This window comes from Aquitalea sp. USM4, from assembly GCF_004328945.1.
GTDB classification, from domain to species: Bacteria; Pseudomonadota; Gammaproteobacteria; order Burkholderiales; family Chromobacteriaceae; genus Aquitalea; species Aquitalea pelogenes.
Genome location: NZ_CP029539.1, coordinates 3,931,747 through 3,944,926, shown reverse-complemented (window position 1 = coordinate 3,944,926; position 13,180 = coordinate 3,931,747). Strand labels below are relative to the sequence as shown.

The 13,180-nt window shown below is 58.5% G+C and carries 13 protein-coding genes; 11 read left to right on the top strand and 2 right to left on the bottom strand.

What is annotated here, in order from left to right; all coding sequences use genetic code 11:
* Positions 1 to 102: 102 nt before the first annotated feature.
* Positions 103 to 1,401, bottom strand: coding sequence for an MFS transporter (locus DKK66_RS18105; RefSeq protein WP_131360294.1), 1,299 nt, complete (start codon positions 1,399 to 1,401; stop codon positions 103 to 105).
* Positions 1,402 to 1,614: 213 nt separating this feature from the next.
* Positions 1,615 to 2,679, bottom strand: coding sequence for a nitronate monooxygenase family protein (locus DKK66_RS18100; RefSeq protein ID WP_131360292.1), 1,065 nt, complete (start codon positions 2,677 to 2,679; stop codon positions 1,615 to 1,617).
* Here DKK66_RS18100 and DKK66_RS20555 point away from each other — a divergent pair.
* The 11 genes from DKK66_RS20555 to DKK66_RS18045 all read left to right on the top strand — a co-directional run bounded on the left by DKK66_RS20555 (position 2,644) and on the right by DKK66_RS18045 (position 13,142).
* Positions 2,644 to 2,958, top strand: a complete 315-nt coding sequence (locus tag DKK66_RS20555) for a hypothetical protein (protein ID WP_242673519.1) — start codon at positions 2,644 to 2,646, stop codon at positions 2,956 to 2,958. The genes DKK66_RS18100 and DKK66_RS20555 overlap by 36 nt on opposite strands.
* A 141-nt stretch (positions 2,959 to 3,099) precedes the next feature.
* Positions 3,100 to 3,828, top strand: coding sequence for a 30S ribosomal protein S2 (gene rpsB / locus DKK66_RS18090; RefSeq protein ID WP_045844997.1), 729 nt, complete (start codon positions 3,100 to 3,102; stop codon positions 3,826 to 3,828).
* 74 nt (positions 3,829 to 3,902) lie between these two features.
* Positions 3,903 to 4,769: a translation elongation factor Ts gene (tsf, locus tag DKK66_RS18085; RefSeq protein WP_045844998.1), complete on the top strand. Its 867-nt coding sequence runs from the start codon at positions 3,903 to 3,905 to the stop codon at positions 4,767 to 4,769.
* Between the two features lie 92 nt (positions 4,770 to 4,861).
* The gene (gene pyrH / locus DKK66_RS18080; RefSeq protein WP_045844999.1) at positions 4,862 to 5,581 is read left to right on the top strand and encodes a UMP kinase; all 720 of its coding nucleotides are present in this window, start codon (positions 4,862 to 4,864) and stop codon (positions 5,579 to 5,581) included.
* Positions 5,582 to 5,662: 81 nt separating this feature from the next.
* On the top strand, positions 5,663 to 6,220 hold the full coding sequence (frr, locus tag DKK66_RS18075; protein ID WP_045845049.1) for a ribosome recycling factor: 558 nt from the start codon (positions 5,663 to 5,665) through the stop codon (positions 6,218 to 6,220).
* Positions 6,221 to 6,231: 11 nt separating this feature from the next.
* The gene (locus tag DKK66_RS18070; RefSeq protein ID WP_045845000.1) at positions 6,232 to 6,981 is read left to right on the top strand and encodes an isoprenyl transferase; all 750 of its coding nucleotides are present in this window, start codon (positions 6,232 to 6,234) and stop codon (positions 6,979 to 6,981) included.
* 6 nt (positions 6,982 to 6,987) lie between these two features.
* Positions 6,988 to 7,794 (top strand): phosphatidate cytidylyltransferase, encoded by an 807-nt coding sequence (locus DKK66_RS18065; RefSeq protein ID WP_131360290.1) that lies wholly within the window; start codon positions 6,988 to 6,990, stop codon positions 7,792 to 7,794.
* A 9-nt stretch (positions 7,795 to 7,803) separates the two neighbouring features.
* Entirely contained in the window at positions 7,804 to 8,985 is a 1,182-nt protein-coding gene (gene ispC / locus DKK66_RS18060; RefSeq protein WP_045845002.1) for a 1-deoxy-D-xylulose-5-phosphate reductoisomerase, read from the top strand.
* Positions 8,979 to 10,325 carry an RIP metalloprotease RseP gene (rseP, locus tag DKK66_RS18055; RefSeq protein ID WP_131360288.1) on the top strand — a complete coding sequence of 449 codons (1,347 nt, stop codon included), beginning with the start codon at positions 8,979 to 8,981 and terminating at the stop codon, positions 10,323 to 10,325. Before ispC ends, rseP begins: the two co-directional genes overlap by 7 nt.
* Before the next feature lie 9 nt (positions 10,326 to 10,334).
* Positions 10,335 to 12,635 carry an outer membrane protein assembly factor BamA gene (gene bamA, locus DKK66_RS18050; protein WP_131360286.1) on the top strand — a complete coding sequence of 767 codons (2,301 nt, stop codon included), beginning with the start codon at positions 10,335 to 10,337 and terminating at the stop codon, positions 12,633 to 12,635.
* Between the two features lie 18 nt (positions 12,636 to 12,653).
* Positions 12,654 to 13,142 (top strand): OmpH family outer membrane protein, encoded by a 489-nt coding sequence (locus DKK66_RS18045; RefSeq protein ID WP_131360284.1) that lies wholly within the window; start codon positions 12,654 to 12,656, stop codon positions 13,140 to 13,142.
* The last annotated feature ends 38 nt before the right edge of the window (positions 13,143 to 13,180 follow it).

Genomic DNA, 13,180 nt, shown 5'->3' with positions numbered 1-13,180 from the left:
CCGCGATATTTTTATTTTTGTGCAACTGGCTATGTGATCAGGTTGTGACGGGAAATGAAAAACGGCCCGTAGCGGGCCGTTGGCGAGGTGCGCACGGGTGGATCAACGCCGGCTGCGCTCCTGCCATAGCAGATAGCCACCCAATGCCATGCCCATGATGCACAGGGCGAGCACATAGCGTGCCGGTGCCAGCGGGTCGTGCTGTTGCCACAGTGTCACCACCATAGGGGTCAGGCCGCCGAAGATGGCATACGACACATTGTAGGAAAACGACAGCCCGGTGAAGCGGATGGCTGGCGGGAAAGCGCGCACCATCACATAAGGCACCGCACCGACAATGCCCACGCACAGCCCGGTCAGCGCGTATAGCGCATACAGCTGGCTCGCGTCATGCGCGACAGTGGTATAGAAATGATGACTGCTCAGCCCCAGCAGCAGGCAGCCCAGAATGAAGGTTGGCCCGCTGCCCAGTCGGTCGATGATGCGACCGGCCAGAATGCAGCCTGCGGTCAGGGCAATAATGGCCAGGCTGTTGGCCTTCAGTGTGGTAGTGGCCGCCATGCCGAACTGCTTTTGCAAATAAGTTGGTGTCAGCAGGATGACCACCACGATGGCAGCGGACAGCAGCCAGGTCAGCAGCATGGAGACAATGATGGCGGGCTTGTGCTGGTTCAGGACGGTCTTGAGTGGCAACTCTTCGGCCAATGCCTTGCGGGCCTGCATTTCGGCGAAAACAGGGGTTTCTTCCAGCCATTGGCGCAAATACATGGCCACCAGGCCGAACACGCCGCCAATCAGGAATGGCAGTCGCCATGCCCAGTCGGCAATCTGCGCGGGGCTGAAGCTGCTGTTGATCAGCGTGGCCAGCAAGGAGCCCAGCAAGATGCCTGCAGTCAGGCCTGCGGTCAGGGTGCCGCAAGCGTAGCCGGTGTGACGGGCAGGGACGTGCTCGGCGACAAATACCCAGGCACCGGGCACCTCGCCACCGATGGCGGCCCCTTGCAGGATGCGCAAGGCAAGCAAAGCCAGCGGGGCGGCAATGCCGATGCTGGCATAAGTGGGCAGCATGCCCATCAGCAAGGTTGGTACCGCCATCAGGATGATGGATAGGGTGAACATGCGCTTGCGTCCCAGCTTGTCACCAAAGTGGGCCATGATGATGCCGCCCAGCGGGCGTGCCAGATAGCCGGCAGCGAAAATGCCGAAGGTCTGGAACTGACGCAGCCAGTCCGGCATGTCCGGTGGAAAAAACAGCTTGCCGATGACCAGGGCGAAAAACACGAAAATGATGAAGTCGTAAAACTCCAGTGCGCCGCCCAGGGCGGCCAGTGCCAGGGTGCGGTAATCCTGGCCATTGAGCGGGCGGGGTGGGGTGTCCTCAAGCAGGTGCGGGGTGGTCATGCGTATTCTCTTGGTAAATGAACAAGGCGGCCGCTCTGTGGCGGCCTGCGGTCTGCCTGTGGGCAGGGTAGTGAGAATACGAGATAGAAGGACGCGGGGCAATGCAACAAGCTGCCGTGCAGTGGCAGCTTGTTGCGTCATGGCGGGTAGTTTGTTGAGTTAATGCATTCAATCAGCCAGATATTTCATGAAAGATGCGCAGAAAATCTTTTGTCATGAATTGCTGTACGGTGCGGCCGTTGCGCTGTGCAAGGCATTCAGTCGCGATAGCTGGTCTTCGGCCTCCTGCATCACCCGCAAAAAGAGTTCAGCCACGCCAGGAATGTCGTCAATCAGGCCTTGCACCTGGCCAATCAACTGCACCCCTTGCTGATGATTGCCTTCTTCAATGGCAAGGCGGATGGATTCGGTGGCTGCGCCAAACAAGGCCAACTGGCGCAATTCCTGCGGTTTTTTCAGCATGCCGCCCAGTGCCACCTTCAGTACCGGCAACTTCAACTTGCGGGCAACGGCGCTGGCCTTCCAGCCGGCCATCAGCAGGTTCATTGGCTTGCGACAGGCGGCGCGCGCGGCCGGGGTGTCCATCATGCGGCACCACAGGCCATCAAAATTTCGCGAATACAGGGTGTCGCTGACACTGCGCTGACGAATCATCTCCTTGCTAGTGGCGTGTACCGGGCTTTCACGGGTCATGGCTAGGCGGCTGCCCATGGCGACGGCATCGGCACCCAGTGCCAGTGCGGCCAGCAGACCGGCCCCGCTGCCAAAGCCGCCGGCGGCGATGATGGGAAGCTTGCTCACCTTGCGAATGGCTGGAATCAAAACCAGAGAAGTGACTTCGCCGCCATGCGCGGCCGCTTCGTGGCCGGTCACCAGCAGACCGTCCACGCCGGATTTCTCTGCCGAGATGGCGTGTTTTTCCGTTACCACAGTGGCAATCACCTTGCCGCCGTAGGCGTGTGCACGCTTTACAATCCAGTCGCCCTTGCCCAGGGAGAAGTTGATCACCGGCACTTGTTCTTCCAGTGCTACCACGCAATTGTCATGTGCGCCGGGCATCATCAGGGTGCAGCCAATGCCAAAGGGTTTGTCGGTCAACTCGCGGATGCGGCGGATGGCGGCGCGGGTTTGTGCGGCATTGAGCGGCCCTGTGGCCAGAATGCCCAGGCCGCCTGCGTTGGCAGTGGCGGCCACCAGTTCGGGGGTGGCGATGTAGCTCATGCCAGGGCAGGCAAGAGGCAATTGAATGCCGAAGGTTTCGGTAAATCGGGTTTGCATGATGATGGCCGCCGGGTGGTTTACACTATGGCGCTATTGTTCAGGCTTTTTCCGAAAAATTCAAACGGTTGTTTGATTATGTATATGGTATTGATTGGCTGGCTCTACGTGGTACTGATGCTGGCAGTGGCACAGAACAGTCTGTGGGCAACATTCTCCATTTTGTTCTTCCTGGGCTTTTTGCCCACCCTGTTTATTGCAAGAATGACACGCCGCCGCCTGCGCAAACGGCAGGAATTGGCGCAAGGGCAGGCAAATCAAGGCAAGACGCTTGAGTGAGGCGGCTTTGCGGTGCTAGAATCCTGCGTCCTCTGCATTGGGCAGGGGAAACACTACGCACATCCGCGCCAAAGGGTGCCGCCAACGCAAAATGGCGGTTGTCTGCGCGGATGGAGGCTTAACCCTTTAAGGAGTTTTTGCATGTCCACCAACGTTACCATGCGTCAAATGCTTGAGGCCGGCGTTCACTTCGGCCACCAAACCCGTTTCTGGAACCCGAAGATGGCTCAGTACATCTTTGGCAGCCGCAACAAGATTCACATCATCAACCTGGAAAAGACTCTGCCGCTGTTCATCGGCGCCCAGGAATATGTGCGTCGTCTGGCTGCCAACAAGGGCACCGTAATGTTTGTTGGTACCAAGCGTCAGGCGCGTGAGATCGTCCGTGAAGAAGCTGCCCGCGCTGGCATGCCGTTTGTTGATCACCGCTGGCTCGGCGGCATGCTGACCAACTACAAGACCGTGAAGCAGTCCATCAAGCGTCTTGAAGAAAAGCGTGCCATCCTGGAAGGCGCTGATACCGGTTACAACAAGAAAGAACTGTTGGACCTGCAACGCGAAGTTGACAAGCTGGAACGCTCGCTGGGCGGTATCAAGGATATGAAGGGCCTGCCGGATGCCATCTTCGTTATCGACACTGGCTACCAGAAAGGTACCATCGTTGAAGCCAAGAAACTGGGTATCCCGGTAATCGGCGTTGTTGATACCAACAACTCGCCGGATGGCATCGACTACGTTATTCCGGGCAACGACGACTCCAGCCGTGCCATCCGCCTGTACGCTCGCGGCATCGCCGACGCCGTACTGGAAGGCCGCGCCCAGTCGCTGCAAGAAGTCGTAGCTGCCGCCGAAACGGCCCAGGCTGAGTAAGCAGACTCGAAAGGGGGCGCAAGCCCCTTTTTTCAGACCTGATTACCCTTACGTATCGAATACAGGAGTTACAAATGGCGGAAATCACCGCAAAAATGGTTTCGGATCTGCGCGCTGCTACCGGCCTAGGCATGATGGAATGCAAGAAAGCCCTGGTTGAAGCTGAAGGCGACGCTGCCAAGGCTGAAGAAATTCTGCGCATCAAGTCCGGCAACAAGGCTTCCAAGATGGCTGGTCGTCTGGCTGCCGAAGGTATCATCGGTTCTTACGTTGCCGGCGGCGTTGGTGCCCTGGTTGAAGTGAACTGTGAAACCGACTTCGTTGCCAAGGACCCGACTTTCGTTGCGCTGGCCAATGCTGCTGCTCAGGCTGCTGCCACTGCCAACCCGGCTGATGTTGAAGCCCTGTCCGCTGTTGTGATCGACGGCCAGTCCGTTGAAGACATCCGCAAGGCTGCCATCGCCAAGCTGGGCGAAAACATGACCATCCGTCGTTTCGTTCGTTACGAAACCACCGGTACCATCGCTACTTACCTGCACGGTGCCAAGATCGGCGTGATCGTTGACCTGAAGGGTGACGAAGCGCTGGGTCGTGACATCGCCATGCACATCGCTGCTTCCAAGCCGATCTGTGTTTCCAAGGATCAGGTTCCGGCCGAAACCCTGGAGCAGGAACGCAAGATCTACACCGCTCAGGCTGCCGAATCCGGCAAGCCGGCCGATATCGTCGCCAAGATGGTTGAAGGCCGCGTCAACAAGTTCCTGGCCGAAGTGACCCTGGTTGGTCAGCCTTTCGTCAAGAACCCGGACGTGACTGTAGAAAAACTGCTGGCTGAAAAATCTGCTTCCGTAAATGCATTCGCCATGTTTGTTGTTGGCGAAGGCATCGAGAAGAAGGTTGTAGACTATGCTGCTGAAGTGGCTGCTGCTGCCAAGCTGTAAGTCTGACAAGACTGTATGATCGAACGGCACCCTGCCTGCAGGGTGCCGTTTTGCAAACTGAATGCCCCAAACACACCCAACTCGAGGTTACCATGAGCCAAGCTCCTTCCTATAAACGCATTCTGCTCAAGCTGTCCGGTGAGGCCCTGATGGGCGACGATAACTACGGCATCAACCGCTCGACCATCGAGCAGATTGTCGGTCAGATCAAGGAAGTGGTAGAGCTGGGCGTACAGGTTGGTATCGTGATTGGTGGTGGCAACATCTTCCGCGGCGTCTCCAGTGCTGCCAGCGGCATGGACCGTGCCACGGCCGACTACATGGGCATGATGGCCACTGTGATGAATGCGCTGGCGCTGAAGGATGCCATGGGCAAGGTGGGTGTGGTGGCGCGTGTGCAGTCCGCCCTCACCATGCAGCAGATTGCCGAGCCCTATGTGCGTGGCAAGGCCATGCAGTATCTGGAAGAGGGCAAGGTGGTGATTTTTGGTGCCGGTACCGGCAACCCCTTCTTCACGACAGATACCGCCGCAGCGCTGCGCGGCATGGAAATGAATGTCGACATCATGCTCAAGGCCACCAAGGTGGATGGCGTGTACACGGACGACCCGAAGAAAAACCCGGATGCCGTACGCTATCAAACCCTGACCTTTGATGAAGCCATCGGCCGCAACCTGAAGGTGATGGATGCTACCGCTTTTGCACTGTGCCGCGACCAGCACCTGAACATCAAGGTGTTCAGCATCTTCAAGCAAGGCGCACTCAAGCGCGTAGTGCTTGGCGAAGATGAAGGCACGCTGGTACACTGCTGAGCTTGATGAATACCAAGGGGCGGAAACGGCTGGAAGCCGCTTTCCGCCTTGTTTTTCAAAGTACCGATTTTTGGAGCAAGCATGATTAATGAAGTCAAGAAATCCGCCGAGCAGAAGATGACCAAGTCTCTGGAGGCGTTCAAGACCGACCTGACCAAAGTACGTACGGGTCGCGCCCATACCGGCATTCTTGATCATGTCATGGTCGACTACTACGGTAGCGACGTGCCGGTAAACCAGGTAGCCAATGTCAGCCTGATTGATGCCCGTACCATCGGTGTGCAGGCATGGGAAAAGAACATGGTAGCCAAGATCGAGAAAGCCATTCGCGATTCCGATCTGGGTCTGAACCCGGCTTCCATGGGCGACATCATCCGCGTGCCGATGCCGATGCTGACCGAAGAACGTCGCCGTGACCTGATCAAGGTGGTGCGTAGCGAGGCTGAAGGCGCTCGTGTGGCTGTGCGCAATATTCGTCGTGATGCCAATAACGAATTCAAGAACCTGATCAAGGACAAGGCCATTACCGAGGACGACGAGCGCCGCGGCCAGGACGACATCCAGAAAATGACCGACAAGTACATTGCCGAGATCGACAAGGCGCTGGCGGCCAAAGAAGCGGACCTGATGGCGGTATAAAGGAAATAGCCTTGTTTGGAAGCTCCACCAAGGACGTGCCGGAGGTGCGCTGCGTACCCCGGCATATCGCCATCATCATGGATGGCAATGGCCGCTGGGCCAAGAAGCGTTTCCTGCCGCGGGTGGCAGGGCACAAGAAGGGCCTGGACACCGTCCGTGAAATTGTCACCACCTGCAAGGAATTGGGGGTGGAGTACCTGACGCTGTTTGCCTTCTCCACTGAAAACTGGCGTCGTCCGCCGGATGAGGTGAGCTTCCTGATGGACCTGTTCATCCGTGCGCTGGAAAACGAAGTCAGCAAACTGCATGCCAATAATATCCGCCTGCGGGTATTGGGCACGCGCGAGCGCTTCAGTCCGGCGCTGGCCGAACGGATCCAGGCGGCGGAAGACAAGACAGCGGGTAATGACGGGCTGGTGCTCAGTATCGCTGCCGATTATGGCGGTCGCTGGGACGTGCTCAATGCAGTCAACGGCCTGATTGCCGATGGTGTCAGTGAGATTACTGAAGAAAACCTGGCTTCCCGCCTGTCCACGCACTGGGCTCCGGAGCCGGATCTGTTCATCCGCACTGGCGGCGAGCAGCGCATCAGCAATTTCCTGCTGTGGCAACTGGCTTATTCCGAGTTGTATTTCACTGATCTGCTGTGGCCGGATTTCAACCGTGCGGCACTGGATCAGGCACTGGACTCCTACCGCTCGCGCGAGCGCCGTTTTGGCCGCACCAGCGAGCAGCTGCCTGAACAGCAGCGCAGAAACTGACCCCTCATGCTCAAGACCCGCATACTGACCGCTCTGGTGTTGCTGCCGCTGATGCTGGCCGCATTGTTCGTGTTTCCGGCGGATGCCTGGGCCGCTTTTTCCTGGCTGATCATCCTGTTGGCCCTGTGGGAATACGCCCGCATGACGCCCCTGCGCGGCATGGCCAAGTGGGGGTATCTGGGCTTGAGCACGGCTTTTGCCGGTGTTTCCTGGTGGCAGGGCTGGCATATGCCGCAGGCTGCGCACCTGCTGGCGCTGGTGTTCTGGTTGCTGGTGATGCCCTTGTGGCTGGCCCGTCGCTGGACGGTAAAGTCCCCCGGCGTGGCTGCCGTGCTCGGCTGGGTGCTGATGCTGCCGGCCTGGTATGGCTTTCTCGAGTGGCGGCCGCAGGCTGATGCCAGCCATGCGCTGACCTTGCTGGCCGTGATGGGCCTGGTATGGGTGGCGGACGTGGCCGCTTACTTCTCCGGCAAGGCATTCGGCAAGCGCAAGCTGGCACCTTCCATCAGCCCTGGCAAAAGCTGGGAAGGCGTGTACGGCGCGCTGGTGGGCGTGGCTGTTTATGTGGTCATTGTCAGCCGCCTGGGCTGGATTTCCGTCGGCCTGCCAGTGTGGGCGCTGGTATTGCTGGCCTTGCCGCTTACTGCGGTCAGCGTTTGCGGCGACTTGCTGGAATCCTGGTTCAAACGTGCGTCAGGCATCAAGGACAGCAGCAAGCTGCTGCCTGGTCATGGCGGCGTTTATGACCGAATCGATAGTCTCATTGCCGTTCTGGCAGTCAGCAATGCGCTGCGCGTGCTGGGCGGGCTGTAAGCACATCTCATGAAACCTCAAGGCATTGCAGTTCTTGGGGCAACCGGCAGCATCGGCGTCAATACGCTGGATGTGGTTGCCCGTCATCCCGAGCGCTACCGCGTGGTGGCGCTCAGTGGTCATCATCAGGTCGACCGTCTGTTTGAACAGGCCTGCCGTTTTTCTCCCCTTTATGTTGTCGTGGCGGATGCTGTATCTGCCAATGATTTGCAAGGCCGCTTGCAAGAGCAAGGCCTGGCTACCGAAGTGTTGCATGGCGCAGCCGCGCTGGAGCGTGTGGCCAGCTTGCCTGAAGTGGATGTGGTGATGGCAGCCATCGTCGGGGCGGCTGGCTTGCCTTCGGCCATGGCGGCGGCACGCGCTGGCAAGAAAATATTGCTGGCCAACAAGGAATCGCTGGTGGTGGCCGGTCGCCTGTTCATGGAGGCGGTGCGCGAGCATGGTGCCACCTTGTTGCCGGTGGATAGCGAACACAGTGCCATTTTCCAGTCCCTGCCGCATGATTACGCCGGCAATCTGGATGCTTCCGGCATTCGCAAGATCATTCTCACTGCCTCGGGTGGGCCCTTCCGTCAGCACAGTGCCGAAGACTTGCTGCACGTCACGGTGGAAGATGCCTGTCGTCACCCCAACTGGGTGATGGGACGCAAGATTTCCGTGGATTCGGCCAGCCTGATGAACAAGGGGCTGGAAGTCATCGAGGCACACTGGCTGTTTTCGGCTCCGCCGGAACGTATCGACGTGGTGGTGCATCCGCAGAGCGTGATTCATTCCATGGTGCAGTACCGTGATGGTTCGGTGATGGCGCAGCTGGGTTCTCCCGACATGCGTACCCCGATTGCCTGCGCACTGGCATGGCCGGAACGCATCGAGGCTGGCGTCAGCTCGCTGGATTTCTTCAGCATGGGCAATCTGAGTTTCGAACAGCCCGATCTGGCTCGTTTCCCCTGTCTTGGGCTGGCGTTTGACTCCTTGCGCAGTGGTGGCGACGCCCCTGCAGTACTCAATGCAGCCAATGAAGTAGCGGTGGCGGCCTTCCTGGAAGGGCGCTTGCGCTTTGTCGATATTGCTGCCGTGGTGGAAGCCACGCTGGCTGGTGTCAGCCTGTCACCCAGCACCTCGCTGGCTGCCTTGCTGGACAAGGATGGTGAAGCGCGTCGCTTTGCCATGAACAAGGTGGGTTCATGCTGACATTCCTGGCATTCCTGGTGGCCATCGGTGTGCTGGTTACCTTTCACGAACTGGGTCATTACTGGGTAGCACGCTTGTGCGGTGTAAAGGTCCTGCGCTTCTCGGTAGGTTTTGGCGCGCCTTTGTATACCTTCCGCCGTGGCGATACCGAGTGGGCCATCAGCCCCATTCCGCTGGGTGGCTATGTGCGCATGCTGGATGAGCGCGAAATGGATGTCGCGCCGGAAGAGCGCCATCTGGCTTTCAATACCCAGTCGGTTTACAAGCGCATGGCCATTGTGGCGGCAGGCCCGCTGGCCAATCTGGTGCTGGCTGTGCTGTTTTACTGGCTGGTGATTGCTGGTGGTGTCACGCAACTGCTGCCGCAAGTCGGCACGGTCATCACCCCCAGTCTGGCCGCCACTGCCGGCTTCCAGCCTGGCGACCGCGTGTTGTCGGTGAATGGGCAGAAGGTGGATGACTGGCAAGGCCTGCGCCTGGCGCTGGTGGATGCGGTAGGCAGTGGCGATGTACCGCTGCGCCTGCAGGTGAAGACTGCCCAGTCGGTCACGGTGCTGCGCAGTATCGACCCGGCCCAGGCGGATGAAGACACGCTCAAGGCGCTGGAGCAAGGTAATCCCGGCTTCATGCCCATGCGCTATCTGCCTGCCATCGGCGGTGTGGAAGAAGGTGGCGTGGCGGCGCGAGCCGGGCTGAAAGCAGGGGACAAGCTGATTGCCGTGGATGGCAAGCCGCTGGCCAGCTGGGATGCCTGGGTGCGCCTGGTGCATGAGAGCCCGGGCAAGGAGCTGCTGATCCGCATTCAGCGTGATGGCAAGCAGCAGGATATCAAGCTGCGTCCGGCTACCGTGGCGGATGGCGACGTGATGATAGGCCGTATCGGTGCAGCGCCGCTGCTGGATGCCGCCTGGATGAAACAACTGGCATTTACCCACAAACCCGGCGTGGCCGAAGCGGGGGTTGAAGCCTGGCGCAAGATGACCGACACCGCCTGGATGAGCCTGAAGTTTCTGGGCCGCATGGTGATTGGCCAGGCGTCGCTGGATAATCTGTCCGGCCCGCTGACCATTGCCAGCATTGCCGGGCAGACCGCCCGCGAAGGCTGGAGTCCCTACCTGGAATTTCTCGCGCTGATCAGTGTCAGCATTGGTGTGTTGAATCTGTTGCCAATACCTGTGCTGGATGGCGGGCACTTAATGTATTATGTCGCGGAGCTGGTCAAAGGCCGCCCGCTGAGCGAGCGTGCGCAACTGTTTGGACAGAAGATCGGATTCATCCTGCTGGCGTCGCTGATGCTGTTTGCTGTGCTGAATGATATCAGCCGCCTTTTTGGGGGTTAAAACAAACCTATGAAATTGAAATTACTCGCGGCCGCTGTGCTGGGCATGACTACGGCAACAGCTGTTTGGGCTGCGGATCCGTTCGTGATCAAGGATATCCGGGTTGAAGGCCTGCAACGTACCGAAGCCGGTACGGTCTTCAACTACCTGCCGGTCAAGGTGGGCGATACATTCAATGACGAGAAGGCACGTGAGTCCATCAAGAGCCTGTTTGCCACCGGCTTCTTTGATGATGTGCGCGTGGAATCGCGCGATGGCGTGGTGATTGTCGCCGTTGCCGAGCGACCGGTAATCACCCAGCTCAATATCAATGGCGCCAAGGAATTCAGCAAGGATCAGCTCAAAAAGGCCCTGAAGGACAACGGCTTTGCCGAATCCCGCATTTTTGACCAGGCCCTGCTGGACGGCGCGGTGCAGGAACTGAAGCGTCAGTACTACAGCCGTGGCAAGTATGCGGTGGAGATTACCCCGCAAGTCACCAAGCTGGAGCGCAACCGTGTTGCGGTGACGCTGGATATCACCGAAGGGGTGACTGCCCAGATCAAGGACATCCATTTTGTCGGCAACAAGGCATTCAGCCAGGACAAGCTGCTGGATGAGATGTCGCTGACTTCCGGTGGCTGGTTCTCCTGGCTGACCAAGGACAACCAGTACTCCAAGCAAAAGCTGACTGGCGATCTGGAGAAGCTCAAGGCCTTCTACCAGAACCAGGGCTATCTGGAATTCAATATCGAATCCACCCAGGTATCCATCAGCGCCGACAAGCAGCAAATGTTTCTGACGCTGAACATCAATGAAGGCAGCAAGTTCACCGTTGCCGACATCAAGCTGGCTGGCGACCTGAAAGTGCCTGAAGCCGAGCTGCGCAAGCTGATTACCGTGAAATCCGGCACTGTGTTCGACAATGAAAAGGTGACCGAAAGCGTGAAGGCGCTGAGTGACCGTCTGGGCAATGAAGGCTACGCCTTTGCCAACGTCAATGCCTTGCCGGACATCAATCGCGACAAGCAGCAAGTCGGCTTTACCTTCTTTGTGGATCCGGGTCGCAAGACCTATGTACGCCGCGTCAATATTGCCGGCAATACCAAGACCCGTGACGAAGTGGTACGCCGTGAACTGCGTCAGCTGGAAGGCTCGGTATACAACGCCGCCAATGTGAAGCGCAGCAAGGACCGTGTCGAGCTGCTGGGCTACTTTGAAGATGTAAACGTGGAAACCCCGGCGGTCGCGGATGCGCCAGACCAGGTGGACATGAACATCTCCCTGAAGGAACGCGCCACCGGCAGTATCTCAGCTGGTGTCGGTTTCGTGCAGGGTGAAGGTATCCAGCTGTCGGCCAGTGTTTCGCAGAGCAATATTTTCGGCTCCGGCAAATACATGTCCTTCGGTATTTCCAATGGCTCGGTGAACAAGAATGCCACCTTGTCGTTTACCGACCCGTACTTCACCGCCGATGGCGTAAGTCTGGGTTACGACCTGTACCACCGCGTGTACAAGCCGTATAACAGCTCGTCCTCCAGCACCACGCACTACAAGACATCCACCGATGGTGCCGCCATGCGCTTTGGCGTGCCGGTGACGGAAACCGACCGCATCAACTTCAGCCTCGGTCTGGAGCAGACCAAGGTGGGTACCTGGAGCGATAGCCCCACCCGCTATCTGGACTTCGTCAACAAGTACGGCAGCAACAACCTGTCGCTGATCGGTACTGCCGGCTGGGGCCGTGATACCCGCGACAGCTCGCTGTGGCCGACCCGTGGTGCCAACATCAAGGTACAGGCCGATGCGGCGCTGCCGGGCGGCGACCTTGAGTGGTACCGTCTGACGCACTCGCAGCAGTGGTTCTTCCCGCTGTCCAAAACCTTCACCCTGATGCTGAACGGTGAAGTGGGTTATGCCAACGGTTATGGCAAGACCTCCACCTTGCCGTTCTTCCAGAACTTCTATCTGGGTGGTCTGGGTTCGGTGCGTGGTTACGACTCCAACAGCCTGGGTCCGAAGGATGCTGCTTCCGGCGACTATCTGGGTGGTACCCGCAAGATGGTGGCCAATGCCGAAATCCTGTTCCCCTTCCCGGGGATGAAGGACAACAAATCGGTACGTGCCAGCGTATTCTTTGACTCCGGTACGGTTTGGGATAGCACCGTCAGCGGTAGCACCCCGAGCAGCGAACTGCGTTACTCCACCGGTGCGGCCGTGACCTGGCTGTCCCCGCTGGGACCGATGAAGTTCAGTCTGGCCAAAGCCCTGCGCAAGAAGGAAGGCGACAAGTACCAGAGCTTCCAGTTCCAGCTGGGTACCGTCTTCTAAACCGAAAGAGGCCTGAACATGAAATCTACTTTCAAGTGCTTGATTGCCGGGCTGGCCATGGTCAGCCTGCAGGCCTCGGCCGCAGACTTCAAGCTGGGATTCGTCAACATCGAGCGGGTATACCGCGAGGCGGCGCCGGCGATTGCCATCCAGAAAAAGCTGGACAAGGAATTTGGCGACCGCCGTGCCGAGCTGAATAAAATGGCAAAGCGTGCCAAGGAACTGGAAGGCCTGCTGGCCAAGAGTACGCTGTCCATTGATGACCGCAAACGCTACGAGCGCGAATATGCCGGTCTGGACCGCGACTATCAGGCCAAGGCCCGCGAGTTGTCGGAAGACTTCAACCAGCGTCGCAACGAAGAGTTTGCTTCGGTACAGGAGCGCGCCAACCGGGTGCTGCGCCAGATCGCCGATCGCGAGCAATACGACCTGATCCTGCAGGATGTGGTTTATGTCAATCCTAAGTACGACCTGACCGGTAAGGTGCTGAAGGAACTGGAAAAATAATCCTGCCTAACTGTTACGGGAGAAGCCGACCCGGGGTC